Here is an 18,538-nt window from a genome sequence, read left to right as displayed (position 1 = left end):
GCATGCGCGAATCGCTGGAGAAGATGCTGGCCAAAGGTGTGGATAACCCGCTGCTGAGGTTTGGCCTGGGCAAGGCCTGGCTGGATGAAGGCAACGGCGCTGAAGCAGCGGTGCACCTGGCGCGCTGTGTAGAGCAGGATCCGAAATACTCGGCAGCATGGAAGCTGCTGGGCAAGGCCTATCAGTTGCAGGGCGACCTGGCGGCGGCGCGCAAGGCGTGGGAAGACGGGATCGTGGCGGCGCAGGCCCATGGTGACAAGCAGGCCGAAAAAGAAATGACCGTATTCCTGAAGAAGCTCAACAGAGCAGCGGGTTGACGCGGTCCCTGTAGGAGCGGGTTTACCCGCGAATGCGTCGGTGAATCCAACATCGCATTCGCGGGTAAACCCGCTCCTACCAGAGGGCGGTGAATGGCTTAATACCAGCGCGGCTCGCCAGCCGGGCGCTTCTTGAAGCGCTTCATGCTCCACATGTACTGGCTGGGGTACTCGCGCACATAGCGCTCGACCACCTTGCTCATCGCCGCCGCCGACACATTCACGTCGGTGCTGTACATCTCCTCTGGCGCCGCCTCCAGGAACACCTTGAAGCCCGAGCCATCCGGCAACCGCAGCGCATGCAGGAACACACCTACCGCCTTGCCACCGGCCAGCATGTTCGGCACGAACTTGCTGGTCAGCGCCTGGGTGCCGAGGAACGGTACGAACACGCCCGCCGATTCCGCCGGCTCCGGGTCGGCAGGAATACCCACCTGGCCACCACGGCGCACTTCCTTGATCACGCTGAGGATGCCTTCCTTGGTCGACGGTGCCACGCGATTGCCCATCTGCACGCGCTGCTCGCGCAGCAGATCATCCACCGCCTTCAGCTTCGGCGGGCGGTAGAAGATGATCGGTTTGCACTGGTTGCAGTAGAAGTGGTTCAACACTTCCCAGTTGCCCAGGTGGCTGGTGATGCCGACCACCCCTTTACCTGAGGCCAAAGCCTGCTCCAGCACTTCCAGGCCATGCACTTCCTTGACCAGCTCCAGCGAGCGTTGTGGCGGCCAGATCCAGGCACAGGCACTTTCGACAAAGGATTTACCGATATCCCGCAGCGCCTGGCCCACCAGTTGCTCACGGGCAACCGGGTCCATCTCCGGGAAGCACTTGGCCAGGTTGATCCGTACCACGTTGCGCGAACTGTTGGGGATTTTCCACATCAGCCAGCCAATACCGGCGCCGACACGCTGCACAGCGCCCCAGGGCAGCTTGGCAAACAGGCGCAGCACCCCGACCATCAGGGCGCCCTTGAACTTTTCCACAGGCGAATTCCTTATTTCAGCAAGGCGCGCATTGTAACCCCTCAGCGCAACAAGGCGGCGTAGCGATCGCAGTCGGTGGTGTGGTCCATGACCATGCCGGTGGCCTGCATGAAGGCGTAGCAGATGGTCGGACCGACGAACGTGAAGCCAGCTTTCTGCAAGGCCTTGCTCATTGCCTTGGCTTCATCGGTAACAGCTGGCACGTCGCCGCGCGCCTTGAAGTGGTTGATCTTCGGCGAGCCGCCGACGAACGACCACAGCCATTCGGCAGGGTTATCCACAGCCAGCCAGGCCTGGGCGTTGCGCCGCGCAGCCTTGAGCTTGAGGCGATTGCGGATGATGCCTGCATCCTGCATCAATTCTTCGATGCGTTCGTCGCCCATGGCCGCCAGCTTCACGGGGTCGAAGCCGTACATCACCTGGCGATAACGCTCGCGTTTGCGCAAAACGGTAATCCATGAAAGCCCTGCCTGGAACCCTTCGAGCAAAAGCATCTCGAAGAGCAACGCCGGGTCGCGCTGTGGCATCCCCCATTCCTGGTCGTGGTAGGCCTGGTACAACGGATCGTCGGTACACCAAAAGCAGCGTGGCATAAGGCTCCAATGAGTAGAGGGCGAGGCGAATCAGGTTATACTCCCGCTCTTTACATCCGCATCCCCAGATACAGGTGAATTTCGTGAGCCAGCCTACGCCAGCCGTGCGTACCTTCCAAGACCTGATCCTTGCCCTGCAGAACTACTGGGCAGCTCAAGGTTGTGTGGTACTTCAGCCCTACGATATGGAAGTAGGCGCCGGCACTTTCCACACCGCTACATTCCTGCGCGCCGTGGGTCCAGAAACCTGGAACGCCGCCTATGTGCAGCCGAGCCGTCGTCCTGCCGACGGGCGGTATGGCGAAAACCCCAACCGCCTGCAGCACTACTACCAGTTCCAGGTGGTGCTCAAACCGAACCCGGCCAACTTCCAGGAGCTGTACCTCGGCTCGCTGAAAGCCATCGGCCTGGATCCGTTGGTGCACGACATTCGTTTCGTCGAAGACAACTGGGAATCGCCGACCCTCGGCGCCTGGGGTCTGGGCTGGGAAATCTGGCTCAACGGCATGGAAGTGACCCAGTTCACCTACTTCCAGCAGGTTGGCGGCATCGAGTGCTACCCGGTCACCGGTGAAATCACCTACGGCCTGGAGCGCCTGGCCATGTACATCCAGGGCGTCGATTCGGTGTACGACCTGGTGTGGGCCGACGGCCCGTTCGGCAAGGTCACCTATGGCGACGTGTTCCACCAGAACGAGGTGGAGCAGTCGACCTACAACTTTGAACATGCAAACGTCGACAAACTGTTCGAGCTGTTCGATTTCTACGAAAGCGAAGCCAACCGCCTGATCAAGCTGGAGCTGCCGCTTCCGACCTATGAAATGGTCCTGAAGGCATCGCATACCTTCAACCTGCTGGACGCCCGCCGCGCCATCTCGGTAACCGAGCGCCAGCGTTACATCCTGCGTGTACGTACCCTGGCCCGGGACGTGGCGCAAAGCTATCTGCAAGCCCGCGCACGCCTGGGCTTCCCGATGGCCACCCCTGAACTGCGTGACGAAGTGTTGGCTAAGCTGGAGGCTGCACAATGAGTGCTCAAGATTTTCTGGTAGAACTGGGCACCGAAGAGCTGCCACCCAAGGCCCTCACCAGCCTCGGCGAAGCTTTCCTGGCCGGTATCGAAAAAGGCCTGCAGGCCGCTGGCCTGAACTACACCGGCAAGCAGGTGTACGCCGCGCCGCGTCGTCTGGCCGTGCTGATTCGCCAGCTGGACGTGCAGCAGCCTGACCGCAGCATCAACATCGACGGCCCGCCCCTGCAGGCAGCTTTCAACGCCGAAGGCGAGCCGACCCAGGCTGCGCTGGGCTTCGCCAAGAAGTGCGGTGTCGAACTGGCCGAAATCGACCAGAGCGGCCCCAAGCTGCGCTTCTCCCAGCACATCCCGGGCAAGGCCACCACTGACCTGCTGCCGACCATCGTCGAAGATTCGCTGAACGACCTGCCGATCCCCAAGCGCATGCGCTGGGCGGCCAGCCGTGAAGAGTTCGTGCGCCCAACCCAATGGCTGGTAATGCTGCTGGGCGACCAGGTGGTCGACTGCACCATTCTGTCGCAGAAGGCCGGCCGTGAATCCCGTGGCCACCGCTTCCATCATCCGGAAACCGTGGTCATCACTACCCCGGCCAACTATGTCGAAGACCTGCGTAAAGCTCACGTGCTGGCCGACTTCGCCGAACGCCGCGAGCTGATCAGCAAGCGTACCGCCGAGCTTGCCATGCAGCAGGAGGGCACTGCCATCGTGCCGCCGGCGCTGCTGGACGAAGTGACTGCTCTGGTCGAATGGCCAGTGCCGCTGGTGTGCTCGTTCGAAGAGCGTTTCCTCGAGGTGCCGCAGGAAGCCCTGATCACCACCATGCAGGACAACCAGAAGTACTTCTGCCTGCTGGACAGCGAAGGCAAGCTGCTGCCGCGCTTCATCACCGTGGCCAACATCGAAAGCCGCGACCCGAAGCAGATCGTGCAAGGCAACGAAAAGGTCGTGCGCCCACGCCTGACCGACGCCGAGTTCTTCTTCAAGCAGGACAAGAAGCAGCCGCTGGAAACCTTCAACGAGCGCCTCAAGAACGTGGTGTTCCAGGCTCAGCTCGGCACCGTGTACGACAAGGCGGAACGTGTTTCCAAGCTGGCCGCCTTCGTTGCCCCGCTGATCGGCGGCGACGCCCAGCGCGCTGGCCGTGCCGGGCTGCTGTCGAAGTGCGACCTGGCCACCGAGATGGTCGGCGAATTCCCTGAAATGCAGGGTGTTGCCGGTTACTACTACGCGCTCAACGACGGTGAGCCGGAAGACGTAGCCCTGGCCCTGAACGAGCAGTACATGCCGCGCGGTGCTGGTGCCGAGCTGCCGCAGACCCTCACCGGTGCTGCCGTGGCCATCGCCGACAAGCTCGACACCCTGGTGGGCATCTTCGGCATCGGCATGCTGCCTACCGGCAGCAAGGACCCGTACGCCCTGCGCCGTGCGGCTCTGGGCGTGCTGCGTATCCTGATCGAGAAGCAACTGGACCTGGACCTGACCGGTGCAGTCGAGTTTGCGGTCAAGCAGTTCGGCGCCAAGGTCAAGGCCCCCGGCCTGGCCGAGCAAGTACTGGAGTTCATTTTCGACCGCCTGCGCGCGCGTTACGAAGACGAAGGCATCGACGTGGCCACGTACCTGTCGGTACGCGCACTGCAGCCAGGCTCCGCCCTGGACTTCGACCAGCGCGTACAAGCCGTACAGGCGTTCCGCAAACTGCCGGAAGCCGAGGCCCTGGCCGCGGTGAACAAGCGCGTGTCGAACCTGCTGAGCAAGGCCGAAGGTGCCATCGCCGAGCAGGTCGAGCCGAAGTACTTCGACAATGCCAACGAGTTCTCCCTGTACTCGGCCATCCAGCAGGCCGACCAGGCCGTGCAACCGATGGCTGCAGCACGTCAGTACAGCGAATCGCTGGCCCGCCTGGCGGCCCTGCGTGACCCGGTCGATGCCTTCTTCGAGGCGGTCATGGTCAACGCCGAAGACGCCAAGGTACGTGCCAACCGTTATGCCCTGCTCAGCCGTCTGCGCGGCCTGTTCCTGGGCGTGGCTGACATTTCGCTGCTGGGGTAAGCCTTGAAACTGCTGATTCTCGACCGTGACGGGGTGATCAACTACGACTCCGATGCGTACATCAAGACGCTGGAAGAATGGGTGCCGATCCCCGGTTCGGTCGATGCGATCGCGCAGTTGAGCAAGGCGGGCTGGACGGTGGCCGTGGCCACCAACCAGTCCGGCATTGCCCGTGGCTACTACCCGCTGGCAACCCTTGAGGCCATGCATGCGCGCCTGCGCGCGCTGGTGGCCGAGCAGGGCGGTGAGGTGGGCCATATCGTGTATTGCCCGCATGGGCCGGACGAAGGGTGCGATTGCCGCAAGCCCAAGCCCGGCATGCTGCGGGCGATCGCCGAGCATTACCAGATCGGCCTTGAAGGCGTCTGGTTCGTCGGCGACAGCAAAGGTGACCTGGAGGCCGCCCTGGCCGTCGGTGCACAACCCGTGCTGGTGAAGACCGGCAAGGGCGAGCGGACCCTGGAAAAAGGCGTCCCGGAAACTACACTGATTTTCGACGATCTGGCAGCTATCGCCAGAGAACTAATTTAAACAGTGCGCCTTCTGGCGCATTTTTCTTCAGGCGGGCATGCCCCGCAATGGTACAAGCCACTATGTCGATCCTGCAGGCGATCAGAATCTTTCTTTTTTACCTGCTGCTGGGCACCAGTTCGCTGCTGTGGTGCTCGCTGAGCTTCTTCGTCGCGCCGTTCCTGTCGTTCCCCAAGCGCTACAAGTTCATCAATGTGTACTGGTGCCGCTGCGCGCTGTTTCTGGTGCGCACCATCCTGGGCATCGACTACAAGATCACTGGCGCCGAGAACGTGCCAGCTGAGCCTTGCGTGATTCTGTCCAATCACCAGAGCACCTGGGAAACCTTCTTCCTGTCCCAGTACTTCTCGCCGCTTAGCCAGGTGCTCAAGCGCGAGCTGCTGTATGTACCGTTCTTCGGCTGGGCCATGGCCATGCTGCGGCCCATCGCGATCAACCGCGACAACCCCAAGGAAGCGTTGCGCCAGGTGGCGAGCAAAGGTGACGAACTGCTCAAGCAGAAGACGTGGGTGCTGATTTTCCCAGAAGGCACCCGTGTGCCGTTCGGCACCATCGGCAAGTTCTCGCGCGGCGGTACCGCCCTGGCCGTGAATGCCGGGCTGCCGGTGCTGCCGATTGCCCACAACGCTGGCAAGTTCTGGCCCAAGACCGGTTGGGGCAAGCGTGCCGGTACAATCGAAGTGGTAATTGGTGAGCCGATGTACGCCAACGGCACGGGGCCACGTGCCATTGCCGAACTCAACGACCGCGCTGCAGCTTGGAACGAAGCGACCCAGCGGGCCATGGGATCGCTGCCGCCAGCTGCGGAAAAACCTCAGGAGCAGATGGCTTGACCTTCTGTGGATAACTTGTGTGCAGTTTTTGGATTAAATGCTTGAATTGATACCTAAGTGTATGAATTTTCTAGTTATTTCTTTGTATGAATTTTTTCTGAAAATCGTGCATAAGTTTTTTTGAGGCATAAGAAAACCGGCTTTTACAGCCGGTTTTTTTATGGCATGTGGACATCAGACTTTGTCGATATCTACATCCTTGGTTTCTCTCAGACAGAAGATCCCAACCACCAGGCTGATCCCGGTCACCAGCACCGGGTACCACAGCCCGTAGAAGATATCCCCGGTATAGACCACCAGCGCAAACGATACGGTAGGCAGGAAACCACCGAACCAGCCATTACCAATGTGGTAGGGCAGCGACATCGAGGTGTAGCGGATGCGGGTCGGGAACAGCTCGACCATCACCGCCGCCAACGGGCCATAGGTCATGGTCGCGATCAGGATCATCGCCACGATCAGTACCACCACCATTACTTGGTTAACCTGCGCAGGGTCCGCCTTGGCCGGGTAACCAGCCTGCTCGATTGCAGTACGCATGGCGGTTTCGTCAAAGCCGTTGATGGTCTTGTCACCGATGTTGACCACCACTTCACTGCCGGCCACGCTTACCGAGCTGTACGGCAGGCCCTGCTTGACCAGGAAGGTCTTGACCTTGTCGCACGGGCTGTCAAAACGAGCCTTGCCCACTGGGTCGAACTGGAATGTGCAGCCTTGCGGGTCGGCGGTGACCACGATCGGCGCCTGACGGCTGGCAGCGTCGATCTGCGGGTTGGCGTAGTGGCTCAGCGCCTTGAACAGTGGGAAGTACAGTACCGTGGCCAGCAACAGGCCGAGCATCAGGATCGGCTTGCGGCCGATACGGTCGGACAACCAGCCAAAAAACACGAAGAACGGCGCGCCAATCACCACGCTGATGATGAGCAGGGTGTTGGCCTGAGCCGAGTCCATTTTCAGCATCTGGGTCATGAAGAACAGAACGTAGAACTGCGCCGTGTAGAAGGTCACAGCCTGACCCGCGTTGATGCTGAACAGGGCGGTAAGCACCACTTTCAGGTTTGGCCAGGAGGTGAATGACTCACGGATGGGCGACTTGCTGACCTTGCCCTGAGCCTTCATTTTCACAAATGCCGGCGACTCGTGCATGCTCATGCGAATCCAGGTGGAGATCGCCAGCAGCACGATCGACAGCAGGAACGGCAAGCGCCAGCCCCAGGTTTCGAACTGGTCGCCACTGACATACCGGCTACCCAGCACCACCAACAGCGACAACAACAGGCCCAACGTTGCGGTGGACTGGATGAAACCGGTATGCAAGCCACGCTTGCCGGGCGGCGCATGCTCGGCCACGTAAGTGGCGGCACCGCCATACTCACCGCCCAGCGCCAGCCCCTGAAGCATGCGCAGGATCACCAGGATGATCGGTGCGGCGATGCCGATGCTGGCGTAGGTGGGCAACAACCCCACAGCGAAAGTGGACAGGCCCATCAGCACGATGGTGACCAGGAAGGTGTACTTGCGCCCGATCATGTCACCCAGGCGGCCGAACACCAGCGCGCCAAACGGCCGCACCAGAAAGCCCGCAGCAAAGGCCATCAGGGCGAAGATGAAAGCGGTGGTATCGTTCACGCCAGCGAAGAACTGCTTGCTGATGACCGCTGCCAGCGCACCATAGAGAAAAAAGTCATACCACTCGAAAACCGTCCCGAGGGATGACGCGAAAATGATCTTGCGTTCTTCACGGCGGCTGGAGCTGCTGGCCGCCGCACCCTGCTCTTGGATGTAATCCGACATCGTTGCTGTCCTCGGCCCTTAGGCCACAGTGATTATTCTTGTTGTTCCACTGTCGGCGACTTCTGACCGCAAGCCGCCGGTACTGCACGCACCCGGGTCAGGGCGTCGGTAACGCGTCTTCGTTCAGGTAGGTCTGGGTAGCCGCTCCTTTGAGGATCAGTTGCGCCGCCTTTTCGGCGATCATCAGGGTGGGGGAACAGGTATTGCCGGACGTTATCTGCGGCATGATCGAAGCATCAGCGACACGAAGACCGGGGATGCCATGCACGCGCAGCTGGTTATCCACAACGTCCATGGCACCGTTGCCCATGCGACAGGTACCGACCGGGTGGAAGATGGTGGTGCCGATCTTGCCAGCGGCCTCGAACAGTTCTTCCTCGCTTTGCAGCGCTGGGCCCGGCAAATATTCCTTGGGCTCGAAAGCAGCGAGGGCAGGGGCCTGGACGATACGCCGGGTAAGGCGAATGGCATCGGCAGCAACCCGCAAGTCCTGCGGAGCACTGAGGTAATTGGGGTCGATCAGCGGCGTGCTGTTCATGTCGGTGCTGCAGATGTCGATGCGCCCGCGACTGACCGGGCGCAAGTTGCACACCGAAGCCGTAAAGGCCGGGAACTGATGCAACGGCTCACCGAAGCGTTCCAGTGACAGCGGCTGCACGTGATACTGAAGGTTGGCGGTGGCCTGTTCAGGGCTTGAACGCACGAACGCGCCTAACTGGCTCGGCGCCATGGCCAGCGGCCCGCTACGGTCGTAGAGGTAACGCAGGCCCATGCCCATCTTGCCCCACAGGCTGTTGGCCATCTGGTTCAAGGTACGGGTGTTGCGGATCTGGTAAATCAGGCGCAGTTGCAGGTGGTCCTGCAAGTTGCCACCAACGCCTGGCATATCGTGGCGAACACCAATGCCCAAGCTTTCCAGCAACTGACGCGGGCCGATGCCGGAGCGCTGGAGAATGCCCGGTGAACCTACCGCCCCAGCACAGAGAATGATCTCGCGGCGCGCCGCAAACTCATGCCAGGTCCCTTGCCAGAGCGCCTTCACCGCCCTTGCGCGGGTGTTGTCGAGCAGTACCTGGTCAACCTGCACGCCGGTCAGCACAGTGAGGTTGGCGCGATCCTTGATCGGCCGCAGGAAAGCTTTGGAAGCGTTCCAGCGCACCCCACTGCGCTGGTTGACCTGAAAATATCCACAACCCTGGTTGTCGCCGGTGTTGAAATCGTCGACCTTGCCAATACCACTCTGCTCGGCGGCATCACGGAAAGCATCAAGAATCGGCCAGCTGTAGCGTTGGCGCTCGACCCGCCATTCGCCCTCCGCGCCATGGTGCTCGCTGGCGCCGGCAAAGTGGTTTTCGCTGGCCTTGAACAGGGGTAACACATCTTTCCACGCCCAGCCGTCGTTGCCTTGCGCGGCCCAATGGTCATAGTCGGCGGCTTGGCCCCGCATGTAGATCATGCCGTTGATCGACGAACAGCCACCTAGCACCTTGCCCCTTGGATAACCCAAAGCGCGACCGCCGAGGCCAGGCTGTGCCTCGGTCTTGAAGCACCAGTCTGTGCGCGGGTTGCCGATGCAGTAGAGGTAACCGACGGGGATGTGGATCCAGGGATAATTGTCGCGGCCCCCCGCCTCCAGCAGCAGCACGCGGCAGGAAGGGTCGGCGGACAAACGATTGGCCAGCAGGCATCCGGCGGGACCGGCCCCTACGACCACGTAGTCGAAGACAGAATCGGCTGATGGCATGTGCAACCTCGCGCCTGTTTTTTATTCTTGTCCCGATCCATCTTAGTGAGTAATTTCGTGGATGAAACACGAGATTTCGCGCAGCCGCTGTGTGTTTTAGCACAGTGGCAAGCCTGTACCGACCTTTTCGCGGGCTCGCCCGCACCTCAGGGATCACGTTACCTTCAGGGTGTTCACCGCACCTGTGGGGCATGCCCGTGAAGAGGCCGGAACGAACTGCCATAAAGGACAAGCATGTTCGACTGGAATGATCTGCGGTTTTTCCTCGAGTTGCAGCGCAGCGGCCGCCTGCTGACCGCCGCCAAGCGCCTGAACACTACCCACAGCACCGTGGCCCGGCATATCGAGAGCATCGAGCAGAGCCTGGGGACCGCGCTGTTCGTGCAGCATGCCCAGGGCTACGAGCTGACCCCCTCGGGCCAAGCCCTGCTCAAGCATGCCGAAGCCATGGAGAACGTCGCCTTGCTGGCACAAGAGGAAATCACCCAGGCCATCACCCCGCTGGGCAAGATTCGTCTGGGGGTAACCGAAGGCATCGGCATCATGTTCTTCACCCCACGCATGAACGCGTTGTTCGAGCGCTACCCCGGCCTGGAGGTGGAACTGGTAGCGGTGCCGCGTTTCGTCAGCATCCTCAACCGCGAGGCAGAAATCAGCATCCATCTGGAGCGACCCAACGCCGACCTGCTGATCACCCGCAAACTCACCGACTACCGCTTGGCGCTGTACGCCAGCCAGGACTACCTGGACCGCGCACCGCCACTGCGCAACCGCGAAGACTTGGCCCGGCACAGCTGGATCGGCTACGTCGACGATTTGCTGTTCAGCCAGGAACTGCTGTTTCTCAACAGTTTCTGCCGAGCACCCAACGTGGTGTTTCGCAGCACCAGCGTGATCGCCCAGCAAGCCGCCGCCCGCGCCGGGCTGGGCATCGCCGTGCTGCCCAACTACATGGCCCGCCACGACCCGACACTGGTGCGCGTGCTGCCGGGAGAAACCATCCAGCGCAGCTACTGGATCTGCACCCGCCGTGAGCTGCACAAGTCTGTGCGCCTGCGGGTGGTGTGGGACTACCTGCTGGCGTTGTGCGCGGCCGAACAGAGCGAGTTGCTAGCCGAGTAGCGCTTTGCCCGCCAACAACAGGGCAGCGGCCCAACCTGCCACGGCAAACATCTGCTGCAGACGCGGCCCGGCCAACCTGGCTGCCAAGGGTCGCGACAGCAGCAGGCCAAGCACCGCGCCGACGGCAAACGGGGCGCCAACCTGCCAGTGCATGACGCCCGCAAGGCTGGCGCTGACCACACTGCCGGTAGAGACCAAGGCAATCACCGCCAGCGAAGTGGAAACGATGCTGGCCATGCGCAGGTTGGTGTAGCGGTTCAGGGCAGGGATGATGACGAACCCCCCACCCACGCCGAGCAGGCCGGACAACAACCCGGACAAGGCACCCGTGAATGCCAATGCGCGCGCGCAGGGTAGGGTCCAGCGCAAACGCCCCTGCAACGGGTTCAGCACACACGGCTCGATAAAGCGATGAGCGTCATTGGCTTCGCCACGCAGTTCTTTGGCCGCCTTGCGCCATATGCGCAGGCAGGCATAAACCAGCACGCCAGCGAATACCACCTGCAACGGTGCATTCGGCAGGCGGTGCGCCAGCATCAGCCCGAACGGCGCTGCTGCCACACCAACCAACGCAATGAACAGCGCAGCCCGATAACGTACCAGCCCTTGGCGCAAGCCCAGCACTGCGCCAACCGCTGCAGCCAAACCTACAGCCAACAGGCCCACCGGTGCCGCTTCGACCATCGATAACCCCAGGCCGAACACCAGTAAGGGTACAGCGAGAATGCCACCGCCTGCGCCGGTCAGCGCCAGCACAGCGCCGATGATTGCGCCAAGGCCCGCCCCTAACAGTTGATGCTCGATCACTGCCCACCCTCGGCTACCAGCTGCGGGCGTGCCAACCACTCGCGCCCCTTGAGCATGCCTTGCCAGTACAACGGTGGCAGCGCCTGTGCCTTGAGCAGCCAGGCCAGGCGTGTCGGCTTGCGGCCATCGAGTAACCAGTTGGGGAAGCTCGGTGCCAGCTTGCCGCCATAGGTGAATTCGGCCAGGACGATCTTGCCGCGCTCGACGGTAAGCGGGCACGAGCCATAGCCGTCGTACTGGGCCAGGGTCGCCAGCCTGCCCAGCGCCACCAGCACATTGTTGGCAACCACCGGTGCCTGCTTGCGCGCCGCAGCGGCGGTCTTGGCATTGCTGGTGTTAGCCACGTCACCCAAGGCATGAACGTTGGTGTATTTGCGATGGCGCAGGGTATGCGGATCGACGTCAACCCAGCCGGCGCTATCAGCCAAGGGGCTTTCGCGAATGAAGTCTGGCGCCACCTGTGGCGGTACCACGTGCAGCATGTCGAAGGCCTCGATGCGCGTTTCGCTGCTGCCATCGGGCAGGGTACGCAAGAATGTAGCGCGCTTTCCCGGGCCGTCTACGGCAACCAACCGGTGAGAGAAGTTGAGGTCGACGGCGTATTTTTCGATGTACTTCATCAGCGCGGGCACGTAGTCCGCGACACCGAACAGTACGGCACCCGCATTGTAGAAGCTGGCTTTCACCGCCCCCAAATGGCCATGGCGCAGCCAGTGGTCACAAGACAGATACAGCGCCTTCTGTGGTGCACCGGCGCACTTGATCGGCATGGGCGGCTGGCTGAACAGCGCGCGTCCTTGCTTGAGCTTTTGCACCAGTTCCCAGGTATAGGGCGCCAGGTCGTAGCGGTAGTTGGAGGTGACACCGTTGCGGCCCAGGGTCTCGCTGAGCCCATCGATGGCCGCCCAGTCCAGCTTGAGGCCGGGGCAGACGATCAGCTGTTCATAGCTGATGGCGCGAGCATCATCGAGGATGACCAACTGGCCCAACGGGTCGAATCCCTTTACCCGCGCCTTGACCCAGCGCACACCGCGAGGAATGGTCGACGCCATGGTGCGAGCAGTGCTGGGTGCCTTGAACACACCGGCACCGACCATGGTCCAGCCGGGTTGGTAGTAGTGCACTTCGGCAGGGTCGATCAAGACGACGTCCAATGATGGGTCGCGGCTGATCAGGCTGGAAGCAGTGGCGATCCCGGCGGCACCGGCACCGACGATGACCACCTTGTGGTGGTCGGTATTGGCAGGGGACAACAAGGCAGGCATGGCGGCAAATCCTGGAAATCTGATTATGGGGGCAGGGCGGTTACAGCTTGTTCAGCGGGATCTTCAGATAGCTCACGCCGTTCGTCTCCGGAGGGGGTAGTTGGCCGCTACGCATGTTCACCTGCACCGAAGGCAGGATCAGTACGGGCATTTCGAGCGTCTTGTCACGGGCTTCGCGCATGGCAACGAAGCTGTCCTCATCGATACCCTGATGGATGTGAATGTTGCTGGCGCGCTGCTCGGCGACAGTTGTGACGTACTGCATGTCGCGGCCACCCGGCAGGTAGTCGTGGCACATGAACAACCGAGTCTGGTCGGGGAAAGCCAGCAGGCGACGGATTGAGCGGTACAAGGTGCGGGCATCGGCCCCGGGGAAGTCGCAGCGGGCGGTGCCGTAATCGGGCATGAACAAGGTGTCTCCAACGAACACCGCGATCTCGCCGGCATCTTCGATCATGAAACTCATGCACGCGGGTGTGTGCCCAGGCGTGTGCAACGCACGGGCCTGCAGGTTGCCAATACGGAAACCTTCCTCATCTTCGAGCAGCACATCGAACTGGCTGCCATCACGGGCGAAGCCGGGCTCTGCGTTGAACAAGGCGCCAAACACTTTCTGCACCTGGGTAATGTGCGCGCCAATTGCGGTATGGCCGCCCAGCTTTTCTTTCAGGTAGGCAGCCGCTGAAAGGTGGTCAGCGTGCACATGGGTTTCCAACACCCACCGCACGCTGGCGTTCAGTTCATTCACACGCTCGACCAAGCGATCAGCCGAAGCGCTACAGGTGCGCCCGGACTTGGGGTCGTAATCCAGCACGCTGTCGATCAATGCGCATTGTCGGGTTTCACGGTCCATGACCAGGTAGCTGATGGTCGAGGTCGCCTCGTCGTAGAAGGCGTCCACGTGAAGGTTGTTGCCGATGATCATCACGTTCTCCAATTTATCCGCCCCGCCTTGTACAGGCGTAGGCAGTGACAGGAGCTTTATCAAGATGCATGCCAGGCTTTTTGCCACTCACTGGCCAATAAAACCGGCCAGTTGCAGACCGCTGCGGGCAAAACTGGCAGCCCAGGTGGCAGTCGACTGACAGCCAATGGCAGTGTTTGGCAGTCCTTGTTACCCTGCGTCGGTCATCCATACGGTGCCGACATGCCTGAAGCCCATCCTCTCATCCTAGCTCTGGTTTCCTACCTCGAGCACGATGCCCTTCCGACCATCGTGTTGGACACCGACTACAACATCCTCGCCGCCAATGCGGCCTATCGCCGTCAGTTTGGCCGGCATGATCAGGCCCCACTGGGCGAGAAGTGCCACAGGGTTTCGCACCACTACGCTGTGCCGTGCGACCAGGCTGGCGAACATTGCCCGATGCGCAAGGCGTGGGACAGCAAGGTACCGGAGCGGGTATTGCACATTCATCACACACCACGTGGCCCGGAGCATGTGGATGTGGAGTTGCGGCCGATCCTGGATGAGCAGGGCAAGGTAGTGGCCTTTGTCGAACGCCTCACCACCATCACCCTCGCTTCGGCCCAGCCACAGGAGCAGGGGTTGGTCGGCCGCGCGCCAACCTTCAAGGCCGCGCTGGCCAGCCTGCAGCGTGCGGCACCGGCGCAGATCCCGGTGTTGCTGCAGGGTGAATCAGGGACCGGCAAGGAGCTGTTCGCCCGTGCAGTGCACATGGGCAGCCCCAGGGCCAACGGCCCACTGGTGGTGGTCGACTGCACCGGCCTGACCGAGTCGTTGTTCGAGAGTGAACTGTTCGGCTATGAGAAGGGCGCGTTCACCGGGGCGAATCAGCGCAAGATCGGCTTGGCCGAGGCGGCGCATGGCGGCACCTTGTTCCTCGATGAAATTGGTGAAGTGCCGCTGGCGATGCAGGTGAAGTTGCTGCGCCTGATAGAGTCCGGGAGTTTCCGTCCCGTGGGCAGCCTGCGCACTGTGCATTCGGATTTCCGCCTGATATCGGCCACCCATAAACCACTTAAACAAATGGTCGCGGATGGCTCCTTCCGTGAAGACCTGTATTACCGCATCAGCGGCTTTCCGATTCGTCTGCCTGCATTGCGCGAACGGGTGGAAGATCTGCCGCTGCTCGCACAGAGCCTGCTGCAGCGCATGGCCGGCCAGCCGACGCCCAGGCTGAGTGAAGACGCCTTGCAGCAACTTGCATTGCATCCGTTTCCGGGCAATATCCGCGAACTGCGCAACATTCTGGAACGCGCGCGTTTGTTTGCCGATGACGGTGTGATCAGGCCAGAGCATTTACCGGAAGACACTGGACTGACTGGCGCGGCTAAAGGAAGCGGCCGTCGCAATGACCTGGGTGAGCTGGCGCAGGCGCTGGAGCAGTTCAAAGGCTCGCGCAGTGAACTGGCCAGTCATCTTGGCATGAGTGAACGCACGCTGTATCGCCGCTTGAAAGCGCTCGGGCTGAACTGAAAGAACGCCAGACTTTACCGGACCTTTACCTGCGCCCTGACATTGAAAGGGAAAAATCGTGGTCTGATCAGTTAACCGAACCTGGCAATCAATACTTGCCAGGCGATTAACAGGCAGAGGACCGCATCAAAATGAAGAAAGCCCTAACCGTGATCTGCGCCGGGCTCATGCTCAGCACACCGCTGGCAAGCTTCGCGCAACCGGGCCCGCCTGATCGGCATGATGGCGGCCCATCGCACCAAGGCAACCCGCCACAGGGTCAACCACAGCACCAGGGCCGACATGACAATGGCCGCGGTCCTGCTTACCGTGATCCAAACTTCCACCCACAACAAGGCATGCCGATACCTCATAAGCAGTGGCAGCGGGGTCATGCCGTTGATCCACATTACCGTGGAGACCGTTACTGGGTAACTGACTGGAAAGCGCGCCACCTGTATGCGCCACCTCGTGATCATCGTTGGCTGTATGTGAATGGCGACTATGTGCTGGTGGCTATTGCCAGCGGTGTGATCGTGAACATTCTCACCGGCTACTGATTGTTTGCAGACACTAAAAAGCCCGCATCAGCGGGCTTTTTAGTGTCTGGCGAATTACACCTGATCAGAAGTCCAGGTTCGACACCGACAGCGCGTTACTTTCGATGAAGTCACGACGCGGCTCGACTGCATCACCCATCAGGGTGTTGAAGATCTGGTCAGCGGCGATGGCATCTTCGATAGTGACCTTGAGCATACGGCGAACGGTCGGGTCCATGGTGGTTTCCCACAGTTGGTCCGGGTTCATCTCACCCAGCCCTTTGTAGCGCTGAATCGTATGGCGCTTGGTGGTCTCGTTCATCAGCCAATCCAGGCCCTCTTTGAACTCGACGATTGCCTTGCGGCGTTCACCACGCTGCACGTACGCACCTTCACCCAACAGACTCGAAAGCTTGGCACCAATGTTGACTACGGTACGGTAGTCATTGCTGCCGAAGAAATCGCGGTTGAACGTGATGTAGCTGGCCAGACCGTGAGAGGTAATTTCCACTTCAGGCAGCCACACGTTGCGCTCTTTGTCTTCACGCAAGCTGGCGTTGTAAGCCAGGCCAGACTTCTGGCTGGAGTTCAGACGCGCCTGGAACTGGGCCAGCCAGGCCTGCATCACTGCGTGGTCACCCAACTGCTCCAGGGTCACCTCAGGCAGGTAGACGAAGTGCTCAGTCAGCTCTTCCGGGTACAAACGCGACAGGCGCTTGAGAGTCTTCATGACACTACGGAACTCATTCACCAGCGCTTCCAGCTGCACGCCGGAAACTGCTGGCGCCGATTCGTCCAGGTGCAGGCTGGCATCTTCCAGAGCCGACTGGGTCATGTACTCTTCCATGGCCTCATCGTCCTTGATGTACTGCTCCTGCTTACCTCGTTTCACCTTGTACAGCGGCGGCTGGGCAATATAGATGTAGCCACGCTCGACCAGCTCCGGCAGCTGACGGAAGAAGAAGGTCAGCAGCAGCGTACGGATGTGCGAACCGTCAACGTCAGCATCGGTCATGATGATGATGTTGTGATAACGCAGTTTGTCGATGTTGTACTCTTCACGGCCGATACCACAGCCCAGCGCAGTGATCAGCGTGCCCACTTCCTGGGACGAAATCATCTTGTCGAAGCGCGCTTTCTCGACGTTGAGGATTTTACCCTTCAGCGGCAAGATCGCCTGGGTACGACGGTTGCGGCCTTGCTTGGCTGAGCCACCCGCAGAGTCACCCTCCACCAGGTACAGTTCGGAGAGAGCAGGATCCTTCTCTTGGCAGTCGGCCAGCTTGCCCGGCAGACCCGCGATATCCAGCGCACCTTTACGGCGGGTCATCTCACGGGCTTTACGGGCGGCTTCACGGGCGCGAGCGGCGTCGATCATCTTGCCAACGACGGCCTTCGCCTCGTTCGGGTTTTCCAAGAGGAAATCGGCGAAGTACTTGTTCATCTCTTGCTCTACGGCGGTTTTCACCTCCGAGGAGACCAGCTTGTCCTTGGTCTGCGAGCTGAACTTCGGGTCCGGTACCTTCACCGAGATGATTGCGGTCAGGCCTTCACGGGCGTCGTCGCCAGTGGTTGCCACCTTGTTCTTCTTGGCCAGGCCTTCCTGCTCGATGTAGCTGTTAAGGCTACGGGTCAGCGAGGAACGGAAGCCCACCAGGTGGGTGCCGCCATCTCGCTGCGGAATATTGTTGGTAAAGCACAGCAGGTTTTCGTTGAAGCTGTCGTTCCATTGCAGGGCGACTTCAACACCCACGCCATCGTCACGCTGAACGTTGAAGTGGAAAACCTGAGAGTTGACCGGCGTCTTGTTGGTGTTCAAGTACTCGACGAACGCACGCAGACCGCCTTCGTACTTGAAGAACTCTTCCTTACCGCTGCGCTCATCCTTCAGCAGAATGCCAACGCCCGAGTTGAGGAACGACAGTTCGCGGATGCGCTTGGCCAGGATGTCCCAGCTGAAGTGAATGTTCTTGAAGGTTTCAGCCGATGGCTTGAAGTGGATGTGGGTACCCGTGGTTTCACTGTCACCGACAACCGCCATAGGCGCTTGTGGAACACCGTGAACGTAAGTCTGTTCCCAGATCTTGCCGCTACGGCGAACAGTCAGAACCAGCTTCTCGGACAGGGCGTTCACAACCGACACACCGACACCGTGCAGACCGCCGGATACTTTGTAGGAGTTGTCGTCGAACTTACCGCCGGCGTGCAGCACAGTCATGATGACCTCGGCTGCGGAAACGCCTTCTTCCTTATGCACATCGACCGGAATGCCGCGACCGTTGTCGCGCACACTGATAGATTCGTCCGGATGGATGATGACAGTGATGTCATCGCAGTGACCGGCGAGGGCTTCGTCGATCGAGTTGTCGACCACCTCGAAGACCATGTGGTGCAGGCCACTACCATCATCGGTGTCGCCAATGTACATGCCGGGACGCTTGCGTACGGCATCCAAACCTTTCAGCACCTTGATGCTGGAGGAGTCGTACGTTTGATTTTCGCTCAT

At 60.7% G+C, this 18,538-nt stretch carries 16 protein-coding genes; 8 read left to right on the top strand and 8 right to left on the bottom strand.

Going from position 1 to position 18,538, the window contains the following annotated elements:
- Nucleotides 1–2: 2 nt before the first annotated feature.
- Complete coding sequence (locus I8746_RS15125) at nt 3–317, top strand: tetratricopeptide repeat protein (protein WP_003253119.1); 315 nt, start codon at nt 3–5, stop codon at nt 315–317.
- A gap of 98 nt (nt 318–415) precedes the next feature.
- Here I8746_RS15125 and I8746_RS15120 read toward each other — a convergent pair whose 3' ends face one another.
- Nucleotides 416–1,303, bottom strand: coding sequence for a lysophospholipid acyltransferase (locus I8746_RS15120; protein ID WP_003253121.1), 888 nt, complete (start codon nt 1,301–1,303; stop codon nt 416–418).
- Nucleotides 1,304–1,344: 41 nt separating this feature from the next.
- The gene (locus I8746_RS15115; protein ID WP_003253123.1) at nt 1,345–1,896 is read right to left on the bottom strand and encodes a DNA-3-methyladenine glycosylase I; all 552 of its coding nucleotides are present in this window, start codon (nt 1,894–1,896) and stop codon (nt 1,345–1,347) included.
- 83 nt (nt 1,897–1,979) lie between these two features.
- Here I8746_RS15115 and glyQ point away from each other — a divergent pair, with 83 nt between their 5' ends.
- The 4 genes from glyQ to I8746_RS15095 are packed head-to-tail and all read left to right on the top strand — an operon-like array spanning nt 1,980 to nt 6,342.
- Nucleotides 1,980–2,927: a glycine--tRNA ligase subunit alpha gene (gene glyQ / locus I8746_RS15110; protein WP_003253126.1), complete on the top strand. Its 948-nt coding sequence runs from the start codon at nt 1,980–1,982 to the stop codon at nt 2,925–2,927.
- Nucleotides 2,924–4,978, top strand: a complete 2,055-nt coding sequence (gene glyS / locus I8746_RS15105; protein ID WP_221100787.1) for a glycine--tRNA ligase subunit beta — start codon at nt 2,924–2,926, stop codon at nt 4,976–4,978. The genes glyQ and glyS overlap by 4 nt, the downstream gene beginning before the upstream one ends.
- Before the next feature lie 3 nt (nt 4,979–4,981).
- The gene (gmhB, locus tag I8746_RS15100; protein WP_003253129.1) at nt 4,982–5,509 is read left to right on the top strand and encodes a D-glycero-beta-D-manno-heptose 1,7-bisphosphate 7-phosphatase; all 528 of its coding nucleotides are present in this window, start codon (nt 4,982–4,984) and stop codon (nt 5,507–5,509) included.
- A gap of 47 nt (nt 5,510–5,556) precedes the next feature.
- Nucleotides 5,557–6,342 (top strand): 1-acyl-sn-glycerol-3-phosphate acyltransferase, encoded by a 786-nt coding sequence (locus tag I8746_RS15095; RefSeq protein ID WP_010951467.1) that lies wholly within the window; start codon nt 5,557–5,559, stop codon nt 6,340–6,342.
- A 174-nt stretch (nt 6,343–6,516) separates the two neighbouring features.
- Here the strand turns inward: I8746_RS15095 and I8746_RS15090 are convergent, their stop codons facing one another.
- Both I8746_RS15090 and I8746_RS15085 read right to left on the bottom strand, forming a co-directional pair.
- A complete protein-coding gene (locus I8746_RS15090; protein WP_221100786.1) occupies nt 6,517–8,136 on the bottom strand; it encodes an MFS transporter in 1,620 nt (539 codons plus the stop codon).
- A gap of 97 nt (nt 8,137–8,233) precedes the next feature.
- Complete coding sequence (locus I8746_RS15085) at nt 8,234–9,880, bottom strand: GMC family oxidoreductase (RefSeq protein ID WP_003253136.1); 1,647 nt, start codon at nt 9,878–9,880, stop codon at nt 8,234–8,236.
- A 234-nt stretch (nt 9,881–10,114) separates the two neighbouring features.
- Here I8746_RS15085 and I8746_RS15080 point away from each other — a divergent pair, with 234 nt between their 5' ends.
- A complete protein-coding gene (locus tag I8746_RS15080; protein WP_003253138.1) occupies nt 10,115–11,002 on the top strand; it encodes a LysR family transcriptional regulator in 888 nt (295 codons plus the stop codon).
- On the opposite strand, the gene I8746_RS15075 is transcribed toward I8746_RS15080, so the two are convergent.
- From I8746_RS15075 to I8746_RS15065, 3 genes are read right to left on the bottom strand one after another with little or no spacing between them, the layout of a single operon-like run.
- A complete protein-coding gene (locus I8746_RS15075; RefSeq protein ID WP_011953116.1) occupies nt 10,991–11,809 on the bottom strand; it encodes a sulfite exporter TauE/SafE family protein in 819 nt (272 codons plus the stop codon). The two genes, I8746_RS15080 and I8746_RS15075, sit on opposite strands and share 12 nt — an antisense overlap.
- Entirely contained in the window at nt 11,806–13,074 is a 1,269-nt protein-coding gene (locus tag I8746_RS15070) for an FAD/NAD(P)-binding oxidoreductase (protein WP_060544876.1), read from the bottom strand. The genes I8746_RS15075 and I8746_RS15070 overlap by 4 nt, the downstream gene beginning before the upstream one ends.
- 40 nt (nt 13,075–13,114) lie before the next feature.
- Nucleotides 13,115–13,999: an MBL fold metallo-hydrolase gene (locus tag I8746_RS15065; RefSeq protein ID WP_221100785.1), complete on the bottom strand. Its 885-nt coding sequence runs from the start codon at nt 13,997–13,999 to the stop codon at nt 13,115–13,117.
- A gap of 222 nt (nt 14,000–14,221) precedes the next feature.
- On the opposite strand from I8746_RS15065, the gene I8746_RS15060 reads away from it, so the two are divergent.
- Together I8746_RS15060 and I8746_RS15055 are read left to right on the top strand one after the other, a co-directional pair.
- Nucleotides 14,222–15,514, top strand: a complete 1,293-nt coding sequence (locus tag I8746_RS15060; protein WP_003253147.1) for a sigma-54-dependent Fis family transcriptional regulator — start codon at nt 14,222–14,224, stop codon at nt 15,512–15,514.
- A 131-nt stretch (nt 15,515–15,645) separates the two neighbouring features.
- A complete protein-coding gene (locus I8746_RS15055; protein ID WP_221100784.1) occupies nt 15,646–16,053 on the top strand; it encodes an RcnB family protein in 408 nt (135 codons plus the stop codon).
- Nucleotides 16,054–16,117: 64 nt separating this feature from the next.
- Here I8746_RS15055 and gyrB read toward each other — a convergent pair whose 3' ends face one another.
- On the bottom strand, nt 16,118–18,538 hold the full coding sequence (gyrB, locus tag I8746_RS15050) for a DNA topoisomerase (ATP-hydrolyzing) subunit B (RefSeq protein ID WP_003253152.1): 2,421 nt from the start codon (nt 18,536–18,538) through the stop codon (nt 16,118–16,120).

Origin of the sequence: Pseudomonas sp. USTB-Z, from assembly GCF_019691255.1 — a bacterium.
Classification (GTDB): Bacteria; Pseudomonadota; Gammaproteobacteria; order Pseudomonadales; family Pseudomonadaceae; genus Aquipseudomonas; species Aquipseudomonas alloputida.
The sequence above is the reverse complement of the archived record's forward strand: the minus strand, read 5'-3'. Positions and strand labels throughout refer to the sequence as shown.